This window comes from Rhizobium sp. K33 (genome assembly GCF_056501445.1).
Map to the genome: position 1 here is coordinate 1 of NZ_CP096478.1, position 22,441 is coordinate 22,441.

The 22,441-nt window shown below is 61.9% G+C and carries 22 protein-coding genes, 1 pseudogene and 1 riboswitch; of the genes and pseudogenes, 15 read left to right on the plus strand and 8 right to left on the minus strand.

Annotated features, from left to right (window positions below):
• The first annotated feature begins 117 nt into the window (after positions 1 to 117).
• From M1E12_RS00005 to M1E12_RS00020, 4 genes are read left to right on the plus strand one after another with little or no spacing between them, the layout of a single operon-like run.
• Entirely contained in the window at positions 118 to 1,122 is a 1,005-nt protein-coding gene (locus tag M1E12_RS00005; protein ID WP_113460000.1) for an ABC transporter permease subunit, read from the plus strand.
• A 14-nt stretch (positions 1,123 to 1,136) separates the two neighbouring features.
• Positions 1,137 to 2,045 carry an ABC transporter permease subunit gene (locus tag M1E12_RS00010; protein WP_113459999.1) on the plus strand — a complete coding sequence of 303 codons (909 nt, stop codon included), beginning with the start codon at positions 1,137 to 1,139 and terminating at the stop codon, positions 2,043 to 2,045.
• 2 nt (positions 2,046 to 2,047) lie between these two features.
• Complete coding sequence (locus M1E12_RS00015; protein ID WP_113459998.1) at positions 2,048 to 2,896, plus strand: ABC transporter ATP-binding protein; 849 nt, start codon at positions 2,048 to 2,050, stop codon at positions 2,894 to 2,896.
• The gene (locus M1E12_RS00020) at positions 2,893 to 3,744 is read left to right on the plus strand and encodes a dipeptide ABC transporter ATP-binding protein (RefSeq protein ID WP_136543200.1); all 852 of its coding nucleotides are present in this window, start codon (positions 2,893 to 2,895) and stop codon (positions 3,742 to 3,744) included. Before M1E12_RS00015 ends, M1E12_RS00020 begins: the two co-directional genes overlap by 4 nt.
• 48 nt (positions 3,745 to 3,792) lie before the next feature.
• On the opposite strand, the gene M1E12_RS00025 is transcribed toward M1E12_RS00020, so the two are convergent.
• Together M1E12_RS00025 and M1E12_RS00030 are read right to left on the minus strand one after the other, a co-directional pair.
• Positions 3,793 to 5,493, minus strand: a complete 1,701-nt coding sequence (locus M1E12_RS00025; protein ID WP_479563297.1) for an alpha/beta hydrolase — start codon at positions 5,491 to 5,493, stop codon at positions 3,793 to 3,795.
• 217 nt (positions 5,494 to 5,710) lie between these two features.
• On the minus strand, positions 5,711 to 6,181 hold the full coding sequence (locus M1E12_RS00030) for an Lrp/AsnC family transcriptional regulator (RefSeq protein ID WP_113459995.1): 471 nt from the start codon (positions 6,179 to 6,181) through the stop codon (positions 5,711 to 5,713).
• 169 nt (positions 6,182 to 6,350) lie between these two features.
• On the opposite strand from M1E12_RS00030, the gene M1E12_RS00035 reads away from it, so the two are divergent.
• The gene (locus M1E12_RS00035) at positions 6,351 to 7,523 is read left to right on the plus strand and encodes an amino acid aminotransferase (RefSeq protein ID WP_479563298.1); all 1,173 of its coding nucleotides are present in this window, start codon (positions 6,351 to 6,353) and stop codon (positions 7,521 to 7,523) included.
• A gap of 4 nt (positions 7,524 to 7,527) precedes the next feature.
• Positions 7,528 to 8,154 (plus strand): DUF6198 family protein, encoded by a 627-nt coding sequence (locus M1E12_RS00040; RefSeq protein ID WP_479563299.1) that lies wholly within the window; start codon positions 7,528 to 7,530, stop codon positions 8,152 to 8,154.
• A 15-nt stretch (positions 8,155 to 8,169) separates the two neighbouring features.
• Here the strand turns inward: M1E12_RS00040 and M1E12_RS00045 are convergent, their stop codons facing one another.
• The 3 genes from M1E12_RS00045 to M1E12_RS00055 form a co-directional block, all read right to left on the minus strand.
• Complete coding sequence (locus M1E12_RS00045; RefSeq protein WP_479563300.1) at positions 8,170 to 8,922, minus strand: ABC transporter ATP-binding protein; 753 nt, start codon at positions 8,920 to 8,922, stop codon at positions 8,170 to 8,172.
• Positions 8,916 to 9,980, minus strand: coding sequence for a FecCD family ABC transporter permease (locus tag M1E12_RS00050; protein WP_479563301.1), 1,065 nt, complete (start codon positions 9,978 to 9,980; stop codon positions 8,916 to 8,918). Before M1E12_RS00050 ends, M1E12_RS00045 begins: the two co-directional genes overlap by 7 nt.
• Positions 9,981 to 10,048: 68 nt before the next feature.
• Positions 10,049 to 11,179, minus strand: coding sequence for an ABC transporter substrate-binding protein (locus M1E12_RS00055; protein WP_479564943.1), 1,131 nt, complete (start codon positions 11,177 to 11,179; stop codon positions 10,049 to 10,051).
• Positions 11,180 to 11,304: 125 nt separating this feature from the next.
• Between M1E12_RS00055 and M1E12_RS00060 the strand changes: the two genes are divergently transcribed.
• The 4 genes from M1E12_RS00060 to M1E12_RS00075 all read left to right on the plus strand — a co-directional run bounded on the left by M1E12_RS00060 (position 11,305) and on the right by M1E12_RS00075 (position 14,729).
• Positions 11,305 to 12,108, plus strand: coding sequence for a class I SAM-dependent methyltransferase (locus M1E12_RS00060; RefSeq protein ID WP_479563302.1), 804 nt, complete (start codon positions 11,305 to 11,307; stop codon positions 12,106 to 12,108).
• 138 nt (positions 12,109 to 12,246) lie between these two features.
• Complete coding sequence (locus M1E12_RS00065; protein WP_479563303.1) at positions 12,247 to 12,984, plus strand: GntR family transcriptional regulator; 738 nt, start codon at positions 12,247 to 12,249, stop codon at positions 12,982 to 12,984.
• A 42-nt stretch (positions 12,985 to 13,026) separates the two neighbouring features.
• A complete protein-coding gene (gene kduD / locus M1E12_RS00070) occupies positions 13,027 to 13,782 on the plus strand; it encodes a 2-dehydro-3-deoxy-D-gluconate 5-dehydrogenase KduD (RefSeq protein ID WP_479563304.1) in 756 nt (251 codons plus the stop codon).
• A gap of 32 nt (positions 13,783 to 13,814) precedes the next feature.
• Positions 13,815 to 14,729, plus strand: a complete 915-nt coding sequence (locus tag M1E12_RS00075; protein WP_479563305.1) for a sugar kinase — start codon at positions 13,815 to 13,817, stop codon at positions 14,727 to 14,729.
• 13 nt (positions 14,730 to 14,742) lie between these two features.
• On the opposite strand, the gene M1E12_RS00080 is transcribed toward M1E12_RS00075, so the two are convergent.
• Positions 14,743 to 14,913 carry a hypothetical protein gene (locus tag M1E12_RS00080; RefSeq protein ID WP_167495069.1) on the minus strand — a complete coding sequence of 57 codons (171 nt, stop codon included), beginning with the start codon at positions 14,911 to 14,913 and terminating at the stop codon, positions 14,743 to 14,745.
• Positions 14,914 to 15,221: 308 nt separating this feature from the next.
• On the opposite strand from M1E12_RS00080, the gene M1E12_RS00085 reads away from it, so the two are divergent.
• The gene (locus M1E12_RS00085) at positions 15,222 to 16,316 is read left to right on the plus strand and encodes a PAS domain-containing protein (RefSeq protein ID WP_479563306.1); all 1,095 of its coding nucleotides are present in this window, start codon (positions 15,222 to 15,224) and stop codon (positions 16,314 to 16,316) included.
• A 21-nt stretch (positions 16,317 to 16,337) separates the two neighbouring features.
• On the opposite strand, the gene M1E12_RS00090 is transcribed toward M1E12_RS00085, so the two are convergent.
• Complete coding sequence (locus tag M1E12_RS00090; RefSeq protein WP_479563307.1) at positions 16,338 to 17,630, minus strand: TadE/TadG family type IV pilus assembly protein; 1,293 nt, start codon at positions 17,628 to 17,630, stop codon at positions 16,338 to 16,340.
• 93 nt (positions 17,631 to 17,723) lie between these two features.
• Positions 17,724 to 18,131, minus strand: coding sequence for a winged helix-turn-helix transcriptional regulator (locus M1E12_RS00095; protein ID WP_479564944.1), 408 nt, complete (start codon positions 18,129 to 18,131; stop codon positions 17,724 to 17,726).
• A 180-nt stretch (positions 18,132 to 18,311) separates the two neighbouring features.
• Here M1E12_RS00095 and M1E12_RS00100 point away from each other — a divergent pair, with 180 nt between their 5' ends.
• From M1E12_RS00100 to M1E12_RS00115, 4 genes and pseudogenes are all read left to right on the plus strand, one after another.
• Positions 18,312 to 19,211, plus strand: coding sequence for an SDR family oxidoreductase (locus M1E12_RS00100; RefSeq protein ID WP_479563308.1), 900 nt, complete (start codon positions 18,312 to 18,314; stop codon positions 19,209 to 19,211).
• Positions 19,212 to 19,472: 261 nt separating this feature from the next.
• Positions 19,473 to 19,579, plus strand: a riboswitch (guanidine-I (ykkC/yxkD leader).
• Positions 19,580 to 19,654: 75 nt separating this feature from the next.
• Entirely contained in the window at positions 19,655 to 20,728 is a 1,074-nt protein-coding gene (locus M1E12_RS00105) for a putative urea ABC transporter substrate-binding protein (RefSeq protein ID WP_479563309.1), read from the plus strand.
• A gap of 71 nt (positions 20,729 to 20,799) precedes the next feature.
• On the plus strand, positions 20,800 to 21,618 hold the full coding sequence (locus tag M1E12_RS00110; protein WP_113376864.1) for an ABC transporter permease: 819 nt from the start codon (positions 20,800 to 20,802) through the stop codon (positions 21,616 to 21,618).
• A pseudogene (locus tag M1E12_RS00115) lies at positions 21,615 to 22,437 on the plus strand (ABC transporter ATP-binding protein); the annotation flags it as partial. The gene M1E12_RS00110 and the pseudogene M1E12_RS00115, both read left to right, overlap by 4 nt.
• Positions 22,438 to 22,441: the final 4 nt, after the last annotated feature.

A 22,441-nucleotide genomic window follows, 5' to 3' on the forward strand; every position in this document is an offset into this window, starting at 1 on the left:
GTCGTTGATGCGGGATCGTTCTCGCGTCATGCTCGAAGGCTCAGCGGAAGCGGTTCGGGTAACTGGGACGGCCATGGGGCCGCGGTTCGACCTCCTTAGAAACAACAGGTCTCACACATGTTTGGCTTTCTCCTGCGACGGCTCGCCGTCTTGATCCCGACCTTCATCGGTGTCTCGATCATTGCCTTCGCCTTCATCCGGCTTCTCCCCGGTGACCCGGTTGCGCTGCTTTCGGGCGAGCGCGTCATGTCGCCCGAGCGTCATGCGCAGATCAGCGCCCAGCTCGGCCTCGACCGCCCGGTGGTGGTTCAGTATTTCGATTATCTCGGCGGCGTTCTGACCGGTGACTTCGGCACCTCGATCGTCTCCAAGAGCCCGATCATCGACCAGTTTTTCGCGCTGTTTCCCGCGACCGTTGAACTCTCGCTCTGTGCGATCCTGATCGCCGTGGCGATCGGCGTTCCGGCCGGCATCATCGCAGCCATCAAGCGCGGCTCCTTCTTCGACCAGACCATGATGGGCATCGCTCTGGTCGGCTACTCCATGCCGATCTTCTGGTGGGGCCTGCTGCTGATCATCCTCTTCTCCGGCATCCTGCAATGGACGCCGGTTTCGGGGCGCATCTCGCTGATGTTCTTCTTCCCGCCGGTGACCGGCTTCATGCTGATCGACAGCCTGCTCTCGGGCCAGAAGGGCGCGTTCCTGTCTGCCGTCAGCCACCTGATCCTGCCGTCGATCGTGCTGGCAACCATTCCGCTCGCCGTCATCGCCCGTCAGACGCGCTCGGCCATGCTGGAAGTGCTGTCGGAAGACTACATCCGCACGGCGCGCGCCAAGGGTTTGTCGCCGTTCCGCGTCGTCAGCCTGCATGCGCTTCGCAATGCCATGATCCCGGTCATCACCACGATCGGTCTGCAGATCGGCGTCATGCTGGCAGGCGCGATCCTCACCGAAACCATCTTCTCCTGGCCGGGCATCGGCAAGTGGATGGTCGACAGCGTGTTCCGCCGTGACTACCCGGTCATCCAGGGAGGTCTCCTCCTGATCGCCGGCATCATCATGGTCGTGAACCTGATCGTCGACCTGCTCTACGGCCTGATCAACCCGCGCATCCGCCACTAGAAGGATAAAATCCCATGGCAGAGACAACATCCAGCCAGCCGGTTTCAAGCGCGCAGATGCGCCGCCAGATGTTGGCCGAATTCTGGTTCTACTTCTCCGAAAACCGCGGCGCCGTCATCGGCCTCGTGGTCTTCCTCGCCCTCGTCTTCATCGCCGTCTTCGCCGGTGTGATCGCCCCACACTCGCCCTTCGAGCAGTATCGCGAAGCGGTGCTGCTGCCGCCGGCCTGGCTGGAAGGTGGTAACTGGAGCTATCCGCTGGGTACCGATCCGGTCGGACGCGACATTCTCTCGCGCCTCATCTACGGCTCGCAGTACTCGCTCTTCATCGGCGTCTTCGTCACCACGCTGTCGCTGACAACGGGCATCATCATCGGCGTCATCGCCGGCTATTACGGTGGCTGGCTCGACACGGCGATCATGCGCCTGATGGACATCATCCTGGCCTTCCCGTCGCTGCTGCTTGCTCTGGTTCTCGTTGCCATTCTCGGGCCCGGCCTGACCAACGGCATGATCGCCATCGCACTCGTCCTGCAGCCGCACTTCGTCCGCCTGACGCGTGCTGCTGTGATGACGGAGAAGACGCGCGACTACGTCACGGCCGCCCGTCTTGCCGGTGCCAGCCCGCTTCGCCTGATGTTCAAGACGATCCTGCCGAACTGCATGGCGCCGCTGATCGTCCAGGCGACGCTGTCCTTCTCCAACGCGATCCTCGACGCAGCCGCGCTCGGCTTCCTCGGCATGGGCGCCCAGCCGCCGGCTCCCGAATGGGGCACGATGCTTGCAGAAGCTCGCGAGTTCATTCTGCGCGCCTGGTGGGTTGTCACCTTCCCGGGTCTTGCCATCCTGATCACCGTTCTCGCCATCAACCTCATGGGCGATGGCCTGCGCGATGCGCTTGATCCCAAGCTGAAGAGGTCCTGATCATGGCGCTTCTCGATATTCAGAACCTCACCGTCCAGTTCGAGACGGCCAATGGCTGGTTCAAGGCCGTAGACGGCGTTTCGCTTTCGGTCGAGCCGGGCGAAGTGCTTGCGATCGTGGGCGAAAGCGGCTCCGGCAAGTCGGTCGCCATGCTCGCCGTCATGGGCTTGCTGCCCTGGACGGCCAAGATCACCGCCGACAAGATGGAGTTCCAGGGTCGTGACATCCAGAAGATCTCGGCGGCCGAACGCCGCAAGCTGATCGGCAAGGACGTCGCCATGATCTTCCAGGAGCCGGTCGCCAGCCTCAACCCGTGCTTCACCGTCGGCTTCCAGATCGAGGAAGTCCTGCGCCTGCATATGGGCCTTGGAGCCAAAGAACGTCGCGAGCGCGCGATCGAGCTCTTCAAGCTGGTCGGCCTGCCGGATCCTGCCGAGCGGCTCAACCACTTCCCGCACCAGATGTCGGGCGGTCAGTGCCAGCGCGTGATGATCGCGATCGCCATCGCCTGCAACCCCAAGCTCCTGATCGCCGACGAGCCGACCACGGCACTCGACGTGACGATCCAGAAGCAGATCCTCGATCTCCTGATGCAGCTTCAGGCCGAGACCGGCATGGGCCTCATCATGATCACCCACGACATGGGCGTGGTCGCCGAGACCGCGGACCGCGTCATCGTCCAGTACAAGGGCAAGAAGATGGAGGAGGCCGACGTGCTCTCGCTCTTCGAAAGCCCGAAGAACCCCTATACCCGCGCGCTGCTTTCCGCCCTTCCGGAAAATGCCACCGGCGACCGCCTGACCACGGTTTCCGACTTCCTGGCCGCCGCTGAAACGGGAGGTGCAGCATGACCGAAGCGACACAAACCCCGATGCTCGAGATCCGCGACATCAAGCGCGACTACCGCGTGCCGCAGGGCCTGTTCAAGGATGACAAGATCGTCCACGCGGTGAAGGGTGTCTCCTTTAAGCTCGACAAGGGCAAGACGCTTGCGATCGTCGGAGAAAGTGGCTGCGGCAAGTCCACGCTCGCCCGCATTCTCACCTTCATCGACGAGCCGACGGCAGGCGAACTCCTGATCGACGGCCAGAAGGTCGACACGCGTCCGGGCCATCTGACAGCCGACATGCGCCAGAAGGTGCAGATCGTCTTCCAGAACCCCTATGGCTCGCTCAATCCGCGCCAGAAGATCGGCGACGTACTGGGTGAACCGCTGCTCATCAACACCAAGATGAGCGCAGCAGAGCGCCGGGATCGTGCCACCGAGATGCTGATCAAGGTCGGCCTCGGTCCGGAACACTATAACCGCTACCCGCACATGTTCTCCGGCGGCCAGCGTCAGCGTATCGCCATTGCCCGCGCGCTGATGCTCAATCCGAAGCTGCTGGTGCTCGACGAGCCGGTATCGGCACTCGACCTTTCGGTCCAGGCTCAGGTGCTGAACCTGCTCGCCGACCTGCAGGAAGAGTTCGGCCTGACTTACGTTTTCATCAGCCACGACCTCTCGGTCGTGCGCTACATCGCCGACGAGGTGATGGTGATGTATTACGGTGAGGCGGTCGAATACGGCACGCGCGATGCGGTCTTCGCCGATCCGCAGCACGAGTATACCCGCACGCTCTTTGCCGCGACGCCGCGTGCGGACGTGGAATCGATCCGGGCCCGCATGGCGAAGCGCAAGCTGGCCGTTGCCGGCTGAGTTATGGTTTGAGAGAGGGAGCGCCTTTGAGCGCGCTTCCTCTCGCGGTCAGTTCTGACGGGTCACCTGATGGACTGTGTCTTCGAGGATCTCGATCAGCTGCTGCCTGACTGCAGGCGGGCTTAGCGTATGATCGGTATTCTCCAGCAGGATATGCTTCAGGCTTGGAAAGGCGCTGTGGCCTGCCAGTGATTTGCCGAAGTAGAGGCGTTGCTGCTCCAGACTGCCGTCGGTGCGGCACGAGAGAAAGGTCACCGGCACCTTCCTTGCCTCCAGTTTCCGCAAGAGCGCAAACAGCTGGCCGCGCATTCGCCCGAGTTTGGTGAGCCCGCCGAGATAGGGCGATATCTGCCGTGAGACGCGGTCCCTGGCATGGCCTGCAATATTCTTGGCAGCCTTGGGGATATCCACCTTGCCGGACAGCACCCTCTTGTAGGTGCCGAGGCTGAAGGCGCGACGCTTGTAGTCGCTCAGCGGTCGCGCGCCAGCCATCAGGAGCGAGTCTACATCCTCATCCGGATCGAGAACAAGCCTCAGCTGATTGATCGAGATGATGCCGCCGACTTCAGGATTGTCGCCAGCCGCGTAGAGAGCCGAATGCGCGCCGCTACAGATGCCTGCCAGCAGGATCGGGCAGGTGCTGCGCGACCGGACATGGCGGATGACGTCATGCACGTCGCTGAGCTGCTCGCTGGAATAGACGACCTGCTGCTCCCCCGCGGGTCTTGCGGGGCTCTCCCCGATATTCGAGAGATCAACTCTAAGCGTCGCAATGCCCCGCTGCGCCAGACGCCGCGCCGTATCCACCCACAACCCGCCCCAGCCGATATGCGGCGCATAGGCCATGTTCAGAAAGATGATGACGGCCTTCGGGATCTCGGAGTTTGGCGCGCAGAAAATGCCGAACAAGCGCGAGTCGATAACCTCGACTAGTTCAGTAAATGCGCCGGCAGACAGCACCGCAGGTGCGTGAGCATCACTCCTGGCAGCGTCTGACGTTTCGCCCACCGCAATGGTCTGACTGAACCAGTCTCCGATCGTATCGATCAGGGACATCGGCATCGGCGAGGTCACCACGCCATCGAGCATCGCGCCATAGCCGGTGAAGTCGCTCATGTGCACCGAGGCGCCAGAGCGCCCGAGCTGATCGGCGAGCTCCCGATCGGTCCCGTTCTCCGGCCGCGCCAGGACAAGCGTCGGCAAGCCGGCTGGTAGGGTCTCGATAGAGACAGAAACCGATTTCATGTCGGCTGCCAAAGCCGGATCCATGATGAAGGAAGCCAAGACGGTTGAGCCGGCCGGATAGCCAAAATCGATACCGATTCCGTCTTCGATGACCTTCTCTCTCAGCGCGACCTCACGGAGGTAGCGTCGACCATTCAGTGCGGGCGCTGCAAGAACGTAGCCAGCCAACCCGTCATCCCGCTGGCCTGCGCGCAGCGCAACCGCGGCGCCGATGCCCATGCCATAATAGAGGATCCGGGTGCATCCGGTGCGCTCGCGGAGTTCCCGAGCCGCGCGCACTGCGCCCTCGACCCAGGTGTCGAAAGCCGCGCCATTCTCGACGGGCAGTGAATCGCCCTCGCCGGGATAGTCGAACCGGATCACCGGGTATCCCCGCCGCGCCAGATCTTCGGCAATCAGCCTGTGGAATTTCACCGTGCACAGCGCATCGAAGCCCCAGGGCTGGCAGAGCACAACGCCGGTCGTTCCGCCCGCAGGATGCACATGGCCGAGCATGCCATCCATCGTCACCGCCGTGGCGGGACATGTGGAATATCCGTGAGATTGGCCAGAAACTGAAGGCGCGCGGTTGGATTGCATCGCTGGAGCTACCGAATATCGAGGACGGCGGAATGTGCAGCCGTCACGCGCCGACAATGGGACGACATCTCTTAACAGATCAGCAAAACCGGCGCGAAATATGCGAAACTCGGAAAATATCGTGAGGCGCTGTGGCGTTTGTTCAGGGCAGATAACCGTATGAGATCTTGGGACTGTCGAACACCATGGTCGATCGGATGGTCTTGATCTCGGCCAACCTGTCGAATTCCTGCCAGATGAGCCGCTTGAAGTCGGCCATGTCCTTGACCGAGACCTTCAGCAGAAAATCGAAGTCGCCCGCCACCGCATGGATCTCGGTGACCTCGGCGAGCTTGCCCACATGATCGATGAAGCGCTCGCCCACCTGGGGTGTCGTTCGGTCCAGCGTGATCTCCACAAAGGCCTGCAGCCCGAGCCCGACACGAGGTGCATCCACGATGACAGCTTGCCGGATGATACCGCTGGAATAGAGCCGGGCCAGACGTCTCGACAACGGGGCTGCGGTCAAGCCGACGCGTTCGGCGAGTTCGGCGTTGTTCAGGCTCGCATCCTGCAGAAGGCAGGCGATGATCCTTCGATCGATCCTGTCCAAGTTGACGTGTTCAGCTTCCATTCACGCTCTCTCATTTCGGGCATTGCGCAAATTTCTATCGCCAGAGACGGGGATCTGGCAATACGGGTTAAGTTGACTTCCCTTCCCGCGCGAAATCCGCAGAGACTTTGCGCGGATTTATTGATATCTCTGATCCATCTGCACAATCGCTCTTCGCCGAAGGTTTCCGATGTTCGAAAAGCTCGCCTCACAGCCCAACGACCCGCTGCTCGCCTTGATCGGGCTCTACAATGCCGATCATCGGGCGGACAAGATTGACCTCGGCGTCGGTGTTTATCGCGACGATCTCGGGCGTACCCCGGTCATGCGCTCGGTGAAAGCCGCCGAGAGGGAGCTTCTGGAGAAGCAGGACAGCAAGTCCTATGTCGCACCGGAAGGCGACCGCGTGTTCCTCGAATTGCTCTGGGACCTCGTCGGTGGCAAGGGCCACGGCAAGTTTGCAGCCGGCGTCCAGACGCCCGGCGGCTCCGGCGCGCTTCGCCTCGCGTCCGACCTGATCGCACGCGCTGGCAGTGGTCGCCTGCATCTTGGTGTGCCGAGCTGGCCGAACCATGCGGGGATCTTCGGCGCCACCGGCCTTAACGTCGAGACATATCCATACTTCGACGTGCCGACCCAGGACGTGCGCTTTGCCAGCATGATGAAGGCATTGAGCAGCGCGCCCAGGGGCGATGCCGTTCTGATCCATGCCAGCTGCCATAACCCCACCGGCGCCACGCTGACATCGGCGCAATGGGAAGAACTGGCTGCCGTCATCGCAGAGCGCCGTCTCGTCCCCTTGATCGATTCCGCCTATCAGGGTTTCGGTGCCGGTATCGAGGAAGATGTCGCCGGCCTGCGCACGATCATTGCCGCCGCGCCCGAAGCCCTGATCGCCGTCTCCTGCTCCAAATCCTACGGCATTTATCGCGAACGCACCGGCGCCATCTTCGCGGTCGCAGAGACCCAGGAACAGGCCGATATTGCCCGCTCGAACCTCGTGACCATGGCACGCACGAGCTACTCCATGCCGCCGGACCACGGGGCCGCGGTCGTCCGGACAATCCTGTCGACAGACAGCCTGCGCCAGGACTGGATCGATGAGCTGAACAGCATGCGCGATCGTCTGAACGGTCTGCGCCGGGAACTGGCCGCAGCGCTTTCCGATGGCTGGCAACTCGCGCCCCAGATTGCCGAACAGCAGGGCATGTTCTCGCTGCTGCCGCTGAAGGAGGCCGATGTGCTGTCGCTGCGCAAGGAACACGGCATCTACATGCCGACGTCCGGGCGCATCAACATCGCGGGCCTGAAGAGCGAGGATATTCCGCGCGTTGCCCGTGTCCTGAAACCGCTTCTGGGCTGACACCATGACCACGACAACCGTGACCCAGGCGGGCGCCGAGCGCCACCGCCTCTACGAAGACGTGCTTGCGATGATCTCGGGCACGATGTTCGTATCGCTCGGTACGTTGATCTACACCGAGACCATGCTGACGGTCGGCTCGAGTGCCGGCCTCGCGCTGCTTCTGTCCTATGTCAGCGGCTGGGGCTTCGGCATCATCTTCTTCATCGTCAACCTGCCGTTCTACATCCTCGCGGTGAAGCGCATGGGCTGGGCCTTCACGCTCCGCACCTTCACGGCCGTGGCGCTCGTCTCCGTCCTGTCGAAGCTGAACAGCCAGTGGATCGATTTTTCCCATCTCGACCCGCTTTATGCCACCATCATTGGTGGCGGACTGATCGGCACGGGATTGTTGATGCTCTTCCGTCACCGCACCGGCCTCGGCGGCATCAATATTCTTGCGATGTATCTGCAGGAAAAGACAGGCCTGCGGGCTGGCTATTTCCAGCTCGGCGTCGACCTGACGATCCTCGCAATCGCCTTCTTCGTGCTTCCCGCCGATCGGTTGGCTCTTTCGGTGCTCGGGGCCGCCATCGCCAACCTGATCCTCGCGATCAACCACAAGCCCGGCCGCTACATGGGGCTGAGCTGAGGGTGCAGCGCGGCATCACGCCAGCGCTGCATCCACGATGACCAGCGGGCGCCCTTGCGTGCAGGCCTCGATTCGGGCATCCACGCGGTAGACGTCTCGAAGCAGGGCAGGGGTGATGACCTCGCCGGTGGCGCCGCTGGCAATCAACCGCCCGTCTGCAACCACAAGCGCATGGTCGCAGTAGCGCATCGCATGGTTCAGGTCATGCAGCGCGATCAGCACGGCAATACCGCTTTCGGCTGCAAGTGTCCGCATGAATTGCAACACTTCGATCTGCCGGAACAGGTCCAGAGCCGAGGTCGGCTCATCCATCAACAGCACCTCCGGCTTGCGCACGAGCGCCTGCGCGATGGCCACCAGCTGTCGCTGACCGCCGGAGAGTTCGCCAAGATCACGAAACGCCAGATCAGATATCCGCAGCGAGGCGAGGATCCGATCGATCTCGAGAAGCTCGCTGTCGGCCACTTTCCAGCCGGAGCCCTGCTTCGATGCGAGCAGGATGCTTTCGTAGACGGTCAGCACCGCATTGGCACCGGTGTCCTGCGGCATGTAACAGATTGGCCGCATGCTCTCTTCGCCGGAGAGGTGGACGACGCCTTCCCCCTTCAGCAGCCCCGCAATCCGCTTGAACAAGGTCGACTTGCCGGCCGCGTTTGGGCCGATCACGGCCGTCAGCATGCCGCCGGCGATATCGCCGGTCGTGATGTCGGTGAAGACGCGGTGCCGGCCATACTGAGCGCCGACCGCCTCGAGCCTGAGGGCTACCATGCCCGCCTCCTGTTGGTGAAAATGAGGGAGAAGAAGAAAGGCACGCCGACAAGGGCTGTGATCACGCCGATCGGCATGATGGCGCCGGGGATCAGCATTTTCGACACGACGGAGGTGACGGAGAGCAAGAGCGCACCGCAAAGCACGGAGCCCGGCAGGAAAAAGCGCTGATCTTCGCCCAGCAGCATGCGCGCGATATGCGGGCCGACAAGGCCGATGAAGCCGATCGTGCCGACGAAGGAAACAGGGATCGCCGCAAGCAGGCTGACGAGCAGCATGGTTTCGAGCCGAAGCGAGCGCACATTGACGCCGAAGGACGCTGCCTTGTCGTCACCCAGACGAAGCGCCGTCAGGGCCCAGGCGCGGCGGGCAAAGAGCGGCACGCAGAAGACGAGCACGGCGAAGGTGACGGCGACCTTGCCCCAGGTCGCTTTGGTGAGCGATCCCATGGTCCAGAAGACAACGGCGGCAAGCGCCTGTTCGGACGCGAGATACTCGAGCAGCGAGAGCAGCGCATTGAAGGTGAAGACCAGCGCGATACCGAGCAGCACGATCGTCTCGACCGTGACGCCACGCATGGTCGAGACGCCATAGATGAAGAGCGACGCGAGCATCGCCATCAGGAAGGCGTTGATCGGGACCATGTACTGCACAGCGGCCGGAAAGACGGCAACACCCGCAACGAGGCCGAGTGCGGCGCCGAAACCCGCCGCTGCGGAAATGCCGAGCGTGAAGGGGGAGGCGAGCGGATTGGCAAGGATCGTCTGCATCTGGGCGCCCGCAAGCGACAGACACGCGCCTACCGTCACGGCCATCAGCGCGATCGGCATGCGGATATCCCAGATAACGACGCGTAGCTGGTTGCCGGCCGAGGCTGGATCCCAGATCGTCGAGATGACTTCCGACAGCGTGTAGCGTGCAGGGCCGTAAGCCATGTCAACGGCAATCGACAGCACCAGACAGAGTGAAAGCCCGGCGAGGATCGCCAGGCGTTTTGCCGTGAGGCTGCGATAGGTGTCGCTGGAGGCCGGAAGGGCCGTTTCGACGGTGGTAGCCATAAGTGTTTTCCTGTCTTTCATGCCCCTGAGGGCAGGCGGCCGGCGGTTTCCCGCCGGCCGGATGGGTATCAGGAGCCAGCCTTCAGCGAGGCGAAGTAGCCGGGCTGGTAGTCCACCGGCAGGAAGCGATCATGCATTTCCTTGAAGGTGGCGTCGGCATCGAGATCCTTGAAAAGCTCAGGATGCAGCCACTTGGCGATCTGCTGTACGGCAACGAACTGGTATGGGCTGTTGTAGAACTGGTGCCAGATGGCATGGACGTTTCCGTCCTTCACCGCCTTGATGTCGGTGAAGCCGGGGCGCTTCATCAGTTCGGCCAGCTTACGCTCGGCCTCGGCCTTGTCGGCACCCGGGCCAACACCGATCCACTTGCCGCCGGGGACGTAGAGTTCCCAGTTCGAGCCGGTCACGATGACCTGGTCCGGGTTGGAGGCGATGATCTGCTCGGGGTTTACCGTGCCGAAGGTGCCGGGAATGATGTCCTTCGCCATGTTCACGCCACCGGCGAGTTCAACCATCTTGCCGAAGTTCTCGTTGCCGAAGGACATGCAGCAATCGTCGGAATAGCCGCCGGCGCGCTCCATGAAGACGACCGGCTTCTTGAGGTCGGACTGCTTGGCCAGCACGTCCGTTACCTTGGCGATCTGGTCGTCGTGGAATTTGACGAACTCTTCGGCGCGCTCTTCCTTGCCGAACAGCTTGCCGATGATGCGCATGGAATCGTCCGTGTGCTCCATCGGCTTTTCGCGGAAATCGATATAGACGAGCGGAATGCCGACGGCGGCGAGCTTCTCGATATAGCCGCTCTCTTCCGTCGCAGACTTCGCTTCCGTGTTCATGATGATCACGTCAGGCTTCAGCGCCACGGCCTGTTCGATGTCGAAAGTACCGTCCTTCATCCCGCCGAAGGTCGGGATCTGCTCCATCTCCGGAAACTTCTTCAGATAGATGTTGTAGCCGTCGAGATCGGCCTTCTTGAAGTCGTCGCGCCAGCCGACAACACGGCCAAAGGGCTTGTCGGTGTCGAGAGCGGCGGTGAAGTAGATCTGGCGGCCTTCGCCAAGGATCACGCGCTCGACCGGAACGTTCACCTCGACCTCACGTCCGGTGATATCCTTGATCTTTACCGTCTCGCCGGCGAGCGCGACGCCTGAGAAAAGGACAAGCGAAATCGCGGCGGCAGAAGCCACCCTCTCCATTTTGAACACGATCAGTTCTCCTGCTTGTGATTGTGAGGTGATCTATGTTTTTCTGAGTTTGACAGTCAAGAATTATCTTTTAGAAGTGTTCCAGCCTCTTTGCCCCGATCCGGAAGACGACGAAAATGCAAGCTGTTAACACCCTTTCCAACCATGACCTTCGCGACGAAATCAAAGCCTATTGGTCGCTCCGCGCCGAAACCTTCGACACGCAGCCGGGTCATGAGATCTTTTCCGAAGACGAACGCGCGGCCTGGCACGCGCTGTTTCGAAAGCATCTCGGAGAAGGGGAAGGCCGGGCGGCGCTCGATCTCGCCTGCGGCACCGCAGTGATTTCGCATTTGCTCGATGACCTCGGCTTCAAGGTCACCGGTTTGGACTGGGCCGAGCCCATGCTGGAGCGGGCTCGGGCGAAGGCAAAGGCCAGAGGCCGGCAGATCCGCTTCCTGATGGGCGACGCGGAACGCACGATGGAGGACGATGCCACCTATGACGTCATTACCAATCGCCACCTCGTCTGGACGCTTGTCGATCCGCTCGCCTGTTTCCGCGAATGGCACCGGGTCTTGAAGCCGGGTGGCAAGCTGCTGATCGTCGACGGGGATTTCGTCAACACGTCCAGGCTGACCCGTCTGCTGAAGACCGTCACCCGTCTCGCAAGCCGCCTCGGGCTCGCCCGCGATGCCATGCACGGCGCACCGAATTCAGATATGGCGGAGACGCACAATCGCATCCTCTCGCGCGTGCATTTCTCCGGCGGCGCCCATGCGCCGGCGGTGGCGGATCTGCTGAAAGAAGCCGGCTTCACGAAGATCACGATCGACCAGAACATGGGCGCGATCCACAAGGCACAGCGCAAGAACTTCTCCTTCTTCAAAGGCCTCGAGCGCGCCACCCAGCATCGCTACGCCATCTGCGCGGAAAAATAACTCCAGCTTTCCGCGAGACAGGCTGATTCTCCAGCGTGCAGCGCCCGCGGCAAGGGAGTGGGCGCGCCCACTTGCCGCTGCCTACGTTTACAACAATCCGCAACTGATATACTAGTGTGTCAATTGCGGGAGGAAGACATGGCGGCGGGCCAGGAGAGCGCATCAAGACTGCGGACAGTCCCTGCCGAGTCGCAGCGTGGGCGGACGCGATCGGGACGGGCTGCGGCACAGATCCATTCGGTTCTGCGGGATGAGATCGTCCGCATGGAACTGAAGCCTCTCGACATGCTCAACGAGAAGCAACTCGGTCAGCGGTTCGGCGTCAGCCGCACCCCCGTACGCGAGGCGTTGCTACGACTGGCGGACGAGGGGCTTGTCGAAATCTACCCGCAGTCCGGAACTTTTGTCTCGCGCATCCCGCGTCGAGCACTTTATGAGGCGATCCTGATCCGGAAGGCGCTCGAAGCGACCACGGTATCACTGGCGATCGCGGCAATCGGGCAGTCCGACACCTTGTCTGCGCTCGAGCAAAATCAACGCGCCCTCGTCGACGCGGCTGAAGCAGGCGACATTCCGCTCTTTCACAAGATCGACAGCGCCTTTCATCAACTGATTGCCGATATCGCCGGCTATCCCGGCATCTGGGCCGTCATCGCGCAGGTGAAGGTCCACATCGATCGCTACCGTTACATCACCCTGCCGCAGAAGGGGCGTCAGGAGATCGTCATTGCCGAGCACGCCGCCATCATCGAGGGCATCCGGCAACGAGACGACGCAGCGGCAGTTCTGGCAATGAGCCAGCACATCGGGCGCATGACCGAGGAATTGCAGGACATCGACCACCTCGATCCGACGCTCTTCATCGACGGGTCGTGAGGCCTGGGTCCCATCTTCAAACGAAATTTCCGGAGTTCAGCCATGAAGCCATCCTTCGATCTCTCCGGCCGCACGGCCATCGTCACCGGTGCCAACACCGGCATCGGCCAGGCCATCGCCGTGGCTCTCGCCGCAGCGGGAGCTGCCGTGCTCGGTGTTAGACGCTCCGCCATGGCAGACACGGAGCGGCAGATAGCCGACGTTGGCGGCCGCTTTGCCGCCTTTTCCGCCGATCTCTCGACCATCGAGCCCGTCGATGCCGTCGTCGAGGCTGCGATCTCGTCCTTCGGATCGGTCGACATACTCGTCAACAATGCCGGCATTATCCGCCGCGCCGATGCGATCGATTTCACGGAGGCCGATTGGGATGCCGTCATGGACGTCAATCTGAAGACGGCGTTCTTCCTCTCGCAGGCAGCGGCAAAGCGTATGATCCCGAACGGTCGCGGCAAAATCATCAACATCGCATCCATGCTGTCCTTCCAGGGTGGCATCCGCATCCCCTCCTACACCGCCTCGAAAAGCGGCCTGGCCGGACTGACAAGACTTTTGGCCTGCGAGTGGGCGGGCAAGGGCATCAATGTCAATGCCATCGCGCCCGGCTATTTCGTCACCAACAACACCACGGCGCTACGCGAGGATCCCAAGCGCTCGAGCGATATCCTCGGCCGCATTCCGGCAGGCCGCTGGGGAAATCCCGAAGAGCTCGGCGGCGCGGCGGTCTTCCTGGCGTCGGATGCCGCCGCCTATGTGCATGGGACGATCCTGCCGGTCGACGGCGGATGGCTGGCGCGCTAAGCAAGGCACGGAAGAAGAGTGGGGGCGAAAGCATGGGACGGATCGTATCGATTGGCGAATGCATGGGGGAGCTCTCGGAAACGGGAACACCCGGTGCCCTTAGCATGGGCTTCGCCGGCGATACGCTGAACACCGCCTACTATCTCCGCCGCAGTCTGGGCACAGACTGGCAGGTGGATTACCTCACCGCCATCGGCACAGACGGCCTGTCCGACAGGATGCTGGATTTCCTGACCGCCGAGGGCATTGGCACCGACCATGTTCGCCGTCTCTCCGACAAGACGATCGGGCTCTACTACATCACCCTGAAGGACGGGGAGCGCAGCTTCACCTATTGGCGCAACGACAGTGCGGCCAAAAGGCTCGCAAGCGATCCGTCTCTTCTCGCGCATGCCCTTGACGGTGCCGACATGGCCTATTGGTCGGGCATCACCCTGGCCATTCTGTCCAACCAGGATAGGCTGGCTCTCATCGAGGCTCTCAGCCAGTTTGCGGGCCGCGGTGGAACGGTGGTGTTCGATCCTAACCTGCGGCCGCGGCTCTGGGACAATCCGGAAACGATGCGTGGCTGGATCCACCGCGCCGCGGCGGTCAGCAATCTCTGCCTTCCCTCTTTCGAGGATGAGGCCACCTGGTTTGGCGACAACGACCCCGCAGCAACGATCAAGCGGTATCTGGCCGAGGGGTCCCGGCGCGTCTTGGTAAAAAACGGCGCGGCCGATGTGAGCTTCACCGATGGAGCCGGTCAGATATCGACTTGCGCCATCCCTCCCGTGGAGCGGGTCGTGGATACGACTGCGGCCGGCGACAGCTTCAATGCCGGTTTCCTGGCGGCCGAACTCTCTGGCGAAAGCGTCAGGGAGGCAATTGCCGCCGGCGCAAGGCTTGCAGGCAATGTGATCGGAGCTAAGGGGGCCTTGGTGCCCGAGGCGACGCGCCGATCTTGACGCGCCTGATGGCTCAGGCCGGAGCACCCGTTCCGCCGACCAGAGTGTAGTAGCCCCAGACGAGCACCAGAGCGGCAACAATCCCGACCCAGACCATGACCTTTTTCAAGGTCGGTGAGAGCGACTTCTGGGGCTTCGGCGGTTTCTGCTCGGGTGGGCGCTCGAATTTGATGACGTTCGACATTCCAGATTCTCTCGTGTTGCGCTTGGCGCTTTATGAGCTTCCTGCCATGTTCGCACCACCGCGACAAGAGTGCAGACATCGCCTTCTCGCGCACTCGCCGGACGAAAAGCCGCGGCGCAATCCATGGCCCACTAGCCTCGGGCATGGCCGTTTGTCGCAGGGTTGCGACATTGGTTTCACAAGTGTCACATGCCACTTGTCGACAGGCGCCGACGTCGCTAGCGTCCATCGATAAGTTTAGCCGGCGCAGGATCGTGCAGAGTCACGAAGCCTCTTTCAGCCGGCATGTTGGATACGACCAGACGACAATGAAACTCTTCCTAGAAACCTCCGCCCAGGCTGATGTCGGTACCAGTCAGGATGGTGATCTGTCCGCCGCTGCCCGCAAGTTTTCCGGCGTTTCCTCCGCACACTTTCTGAGGTTGGTCGAAGAGCGCGGCACCACCGGCTTCTGGACCTGTGATCTCGCAACCGGTCAATCCTCCGTCAGCCCGGGACTTCTGCGAGTGATTGGAGTTGAGACGCCGCAGCCATTCGCGATCATGGATCTCATCAATCAGGTTCATCCGGATGATCGCCTGCGGTGTGAAGATCTCTGGCCGCTCATTCGCTCGGGCGTACCCGTGAACCGCAGTTTCCGCATCATCCGTGGTGATCGGACGGTGCGGTGGGTCGAGTTCCGCTCCGAGGTGGTTCTCGACGCAGAGCAGCGCCCGGCCAGAGCGATCGGTTTGCTGCAGGATGTCTCGCAGGATCATGAAACCCGGCAGGCGCTCGAAGAGAGCCTGGGGCGCTACAGAGCACTGGTCGGTGCCGTCGCTGCCATGGAATGGCGCGCCACGGCATCCGGCGAACCTGTATTCTCACAAGGCTGGACCGTGCTGACCGGCCAGCGCGAAGCGGATGTTCTGAACGGCAGTTGGGTTGAAGCCATCCATCCGGAAGACCGGCAAGCGGTTATCACCGCCTGGAAGAACGCCGTCTCCAACCTCACCCCCTATGAGGCCTATCATCGCATAAAGATGACGAATGGCGATTATGAGTGGTTTCTCGCCCGCGCGGTTCCCATCCTGCATAAGAGCGGCCGCCTGCACGAGTGGCTCGGCATACTGATCCGCCAGCGTGGGCTCAAAGGCATCGACCCCGTGAACGCCTCTGCCGATAGCCTGCTGACGCCGATGCAGATCAGGGCCGGTCGCGCCATGCTCCAGTGGACGCTGGAGGATCTCTCCCAGCATTCCGGCGTCTCCATCTCGTCGATAAGACGGATAGAAGCCGAGGGAGAGCGGGCCACGCGTCCCGCCTCTCTCAACGCTATACGACAGGCCTTCGAACTGGAAGGATTGATCTTCAACGACGGCAACGGGGTCGCCCTGCAGCGCGCAGAGGGCAGGCGGCTCTGAGCGGTAGGCTTGAGGCCGTCCTCAGCTCGCAAGCCGCGGCGTCGACACGATCTTGAGGAACAGCGCGTTCATGGCGTCCTCGATACCCTGGCTCGGGCTGACCTCGAAATAGAGCCCCGGTGACGCACAGGACTGCATCCGCGTCGGGATCTCGCTCTGGAACGGGCTGATCCACTTCTTGTACCAGTCATTGGTCGGGAGCGGCAGATAGGTGGTGTATAGCACCGCGATCCGGTAGCCCTTGTTCTTCAGCACCTCGCACTGGGTGGTGTCGATGGGCTCCTGACAGCGCCCGCTGGTCGTCTTCTTGGTGCAGGTGCTGGGCTTGTAGGCATCGCCGACACCATCAGACACGAAGAACAGGATTTTTTCGGGGCTGCCCGCCGAGGCGCCAGTACCGGCAGTCCCCATGAGATTGCCGATGTTCTTCAGCGCGCGGTCGAAATCCGTCTGCTGGTCGTTGTCATAGCCCTGCCAGGGGATCGACATCAGGCCGATCTTGGATGCCTTCGTCTGCACCTGATCGAGGTTGTCGGTCAGCGACGAAACCTCAAGCAGCTTCGTATCTTCCGCCTTCTCGCCGAAGGTATAGACGGCCATGCGATACTGGTTGGAGCTCTTGCGCGACGCTTTGGCGGTATCCATCAGCGCTGCCGTCGCCTTTGCCACGACGTCGATGCGGATCGTTACGCCCAGCTTCTTGGCGAGATAATAGTAGCTGTTCTTGTCCTCGACGCCGTCTTTGACGATGTGGCAGGCAAAGGCACATTTGTCTTTTGTGTTGTCCACCATCTTCTTGACGTCGGCCGGAGTTGCCCCGACGCCCATGGATGGCGTGTTGTCGAGAAGAAGATAGAAGTCGCGGAAGGTGTCGGTCTGGAAGACGGCTTCGGCCCGGCCGGCGACCGTCACATCCTTCTGGCCGAGAACGCGGGCAAGTGTCGTCGGCACCTTCGCATCGAAGGTGAAAACCGCCTTGAGCTGCGTGCCGGTCTTTACTACGTCGACGTCGAAATTCTGGAGTTGATACTCCTCCGACATCTTGGCGTGCCCAATGAACACCTTCTTGGCATCCTCGATCGCCGCGGTAAGCTGGCCGTCCGATTTCATCTGCATTGCCTGCATCACACCGGCCGACGTTTCCGCGACAGCCGCAATCGCGGCTGCGTCCGCCGCAGCCTGCAGAGTGCTGCGCACCATCAAAGCATTGCTGATGTCGATCGCCAGCCCGCCGACCCCGATCAAGGGAACAAGCATCAAGGCCGTCATCACACCGAAGTTGCCGCTACGGTCGCGGATAAGTGTACCTAGCATAATTCACCCCCAGAAACTTGGGGTAAATTAGTGGGCTCTTGTGTCGATTCCGTTCATCTTCATGGTTACGAAAATGCTAGCCGCCTCATAGGCTCACGCAGCGGCAACCTTCTTCTTCGCCGGCGGGTTCTCCGCATCATAGACAGCCCGCGCCTCGCGAATGCGCCCGTGATGCTCCGCCGTCCATACCACCAGTGCCGCAACCGGCCCAAGCAGAGAGTACCCCAACTCCGTCAACCGATATTCGACGCTCGGTGGCTGCGTCGGGAAAACTTCCCGGTCGACCAGCCCGTCCCGTTGCAGGCTTCGCAGCGTTCCTGTCAGCATCGCCTGCGAGATGTCCGGTATGGCGCGCTTCAGTTCACCGAACCGGTGGGGCCTTAACCCGAGTGTCTGCAGGATGAGCGACGCCCATTTGTCGCCGATATGCGAGAAGACATCGCGCACCGGGCAATTCCCCGCATCGAACACGGTGTTGGTCGGTTCTCGCATCATCGCCATCGCGGTTCCGATCGCGGCGCTGAAGTCGAGTTGTGTCTTCGTGTGGGCAGTCATGGGTATCGTCCTCAGAACCTGGTTCTAAAAAACTGCCTACTTTACGGCAGATCGGCGATCTGAAATCTAGACCTAGTCTGAAATTTAAACCACCCCCAATTCTGGGGCAAATCGAACGGATCTGTCATGAAAGCCAAGTATCTCGTCACCGGCGCATCGGGCCATCTCGGCCGAAGCGTTCTGCACCACCTGCTGCATACCTCTGGCGTTGCCGCCGGCGATGTCATTGCAGCAAGCCGCAAGCCGGAACAGCTCGCGGAGCTTGCTGCACAGGGTGTGCAGGTTCGCCGTGTCGACTTCGATGATGCCGCATCCATGCAGACCGCCTTCGCCGACGCCGAAAAAGTCCTGATCATCAGCACCGATTCACTCGATCGACCCGGGCACCGCCTCGTGCAGCATCGCGCAGCGATTGCTGCGGCGGAAAAGGCAGGCGTCCAGCATCTTCTCTATACGTCGATGCCGGAGCCCGCCAATTCTCCGCTTCTCTTCGCGCCGGATCATGAAGGAACCGAAGCCGCAATCGAAGCAAGCACGGTGCCGGCCTGGACCATCCTGAGAAACAACTGGTACTTCGAAAATGTCATGATGAGTGCCGGACCTGCGCTCGCCTCCGGCCATTGGTATTCGGCCGCCGGGGACGGCAAGGTGGCGCATATCGCGCGCGACGACATTGGCCAGGCCATCGCTGCCGCATTGGTCGCCGCAGGAGGCGAGAAGAAGGTCTACACGCTGACGGGCGCATCCTCCTACACCCATCGGGACATGGCCGCTCTCATCTCCGCCGCGGCCGGCAAGGAGATCACGGTTGTCGACGTTCCCGTTGAGGGACTCGTGCAGGGCATGGTCGGCGCCGGTCTTCCGGAACCGGTCGCCCGCGTCTACGCCTCGATCGACACGATGATCGGCCATGGTGGGCTCTCGCGCATCACCAATGACTTCAAAACGCTTACCGGCCGCGAGCCGCAGCGCTTCGAAGCTTGGATCGAGAGCCAGGCACCGGCGTTGAAATCGATGATCGCCTGATCCCGCAATCGGCCCCCGCCAGGCCGATCCGGCGCTGCCATCGGCCACACGACGCACGCCGCGCAACCGCTCGTTCCCCTGAACGGGCGGTTTGTCGTTTGCAGCTGTGACGGATTTGCGCACCGCCAGAGACTGCCTCTTTCGCAGGCACGCCTGCTCGCGAGACATGCAGACTGACAGCGTGAAGCAGGCGGCGAGGGCCAATCCTCCTGCCAATCGGGCCTTTTTGCAACTTGGCACGCCCCTTGCTCCTCTACTGGCAGAGTTAGCCGCTAGGGTTCCGACGCAGCATGCGTGGCTGGTCCGAGAGCGGCTCCCGATGGAGAGACATCCCATCGGGTGCACGGCGGGACAAAAGCCCGGGAGACCTCGTAAGCCAAGGGATTGGCGGCGCGATGGTCCATGCCGATCCCTTTTCGAAGACGCAAAAGGGGAATTTCTACATGCAGACTGTCAAGACACTCCTGTCGATCACCGCACTGGCCGGCGCTCTCGCCCTCAGCCAGATGACACCGGCCGAAGCCGCGCCGAAGAAGGATTTCAAGGTCGCCTGGTCGATCTATGTCGGCTGGATGCCCTGGGGCTATGCCAACGACACCGGCATCGTGAAGAAATGGGCCGACAAATACGGCATCAACATCGAGGTCACGCAGTTCAACGACTACGTGGAATCGATGAACCAGTATACCGCCGGTGCCTTCGACGCGGTGACCCTCACCAACATGGACGGCCTGTCCATCCCCGCCGCCGGTGGCGTCGACACAACCGCCGTCATCGTCGGGGACTTTTCGAACGGCAATGACGCCCTTATCCTGAAGGACAAGGACAAGCTGGAGGACGTGAAGGGCCAGAACGTCAATCTCGTCGAGTTCTCGGTCTCCCACTATCTGCTCGCCCGCGCGCTCGAAAGCATCGGCTCCTCCGAGCGCGACGTAAAGGTGGTCAACACCTCGGATGCCGATATGGTCGCCGCCTATCAGACGCCTGACGTGACCGCTGTCGTGACCTGGAACCCGCTGGTCTCCACGATCCTGGAAGACGCCTCCGCGAAGAAGGTTTTCGACAGCTCGCAGATCCCGGGCGAGATCATCGACTTGATGGTCGCCAATACCGATGTGCTCAAGGACAATCCGGACTTCGGCAAGGCGCTGGCCGGGATCTGGTACGACACCATGGCCGTCATGACCGCCGATACCGAAGAAGGCAAGGCTGCCCGCACCGCGATGGGTGCGGCCTCGGGCACGGATCTAGGCGGCTTCGAAGCCCAGATGGCGGCCACGAAGCTCTTCGATAAGCCGGCTGATGCGGTCGCCTTCACGGCCTCCCCGGAGCTGTCGAAGACCATGGATCTCGTCCGCAACTTCCTCTTTGAGAAGGGGCTTCTCGGCAGCGGTGCGCCGTCTGCGGATGTCATCGGTATCGAGCTGGCGGACGGCTCGGTTCTTGGCGACAAGGAGAACGTCAAGTTCCGCTTCACCACCACCTACATGGACGCTGCCGCCAAGGGTGCGCTCTGAGGCCATGATCGCCACCCGGAGGATGATGTCTTCCGGGTGGCGGCTGCCTCCCTGAAATCCTGGAGTGGTCGATGCGCTGGATCAATGCTCATCCCGGAAATGGCGCGCGCCTGACGCTCGTGCTCTTGCCCTTCGTGCTGGTGCTTGGCGCCTACATGATCGGCTCGGCCGAACGGCTGGCTGACAACCCGAACGACAAGCTGCTACCCGGTTTCGCGGCCCTGTGGGACGGGATCAATCGGATGGCGTTCACGCCGGATGTGCGAACCGGCGAATATCTGCTTTGGTCCGACACCTGGGCGAGCCTCTGGCGGCTCTCCGTCGGGCTGGGGATTGCCACAGCGATCGCACTTCTGCTCGGGCTGGTGATCGGTATCCTGCCCTATGCGCGGGCAGCGCTTTCGCCATTTGTCGGCGCTATCTCGATGGTTCCGCCGCTGGCTCTTCTGCCGATCCTTTTCATCGTCATGGGGCTTGGCGAGGCCTCCAAGATCGCGCTGATCGTCATCGGCGTCGCACCGATCATGGTTCGCGATCTGGCGCTCACCGCCATCTCCCTGCCGCGTGAAATGATCGTCAAAGCCGAAACCCTCTCCGCCTCATCCTGGCAGATCGCACTGCGTGTGGTGCTGCCGCAGATCCTGCCGCGCCTGATCACCACACTCCGCCTGCAGCTTGGCCCCGCCTGGCTCTTCCTGATCGCGGCCGAAGCGATCTCCTCCGACAGCGGCCTTGGCTACCGCATTTTCCTCGTCCGTCGCTATCTCTCGATGGACGTCATCTTCCCCTATGTGCTCTGGATCACGCTTCTCGCGATCCTCACCGACATCCTGCTCGATCGCCTGCGCATCGCGGTCTTCCCTTGGTCCGAACTGGAGAAGGGCAAATGAGCGCGCTCTCCATAAAGAACCTCTGGAAGGAATATGGCGACCAGATCGTGCTGGAGAATGTCTCGATCGAGATCGAATCCAGAGCCTTCGTGGCACTCGTCGGCCCTTCCGGTTGCGGCAAGTCTACCTTCCTGCGCCTGCTGCTCGGCCAGGAGCGCCAGACCAAGGGTGAGATCCTGCTCGATGGTTTGGCCCTGCCGAAGGAGCCGGGGCCGGACCGCGGCGTCGTCTTTCAGCGCTACTCCGTCTTTCCGCATCTGACCGTGCTCGGCAATGTCATGCTCGGCAAGGAGCTGAAGGCATCCCGCTTCGCCGCCCGCCTGTTTGGCGCCGCGAAGCGCGCGGTCGAGGACGAAGCCCGCGCCATGATCGCGGCGGTCGGGCTTGCCGGCTCCGAGGACAAGTATCCGGCCCAGCTCTCCGGCGGCATGCAGCAGCGGCTGGCGCTCGCCCAGGCGCTGATCATGCGGCCCAAGGTTCTGCTGCTCGACGAACCCTTCGGCGCGCTCGATCCCGGGATCCGCGCGGAGATCCACACGCTGATGAAGAAGCTCTGGCACGAAGCGCCGATGACCGTCGTCATGGTCACCCATGACATGCGCGAGGCCTTCACGCTTGCGACCCGCGTCGTTGCCTTCGAGCGTCCCCGCGACCGCCCGGAGGAAAAGCTCCGCTACGGCGCGACGATCACCCGCGACATCGCCATCTGGCCGCCCCGCAAGGCGGGCGAGGCCTCCCTCTTTCGCCCCGACCGGGACGGCCCGGTCTCTTCAAAGGGTCAATAGCCGGGACGACCCGGCCAACGAAACCACTGGAGATGACA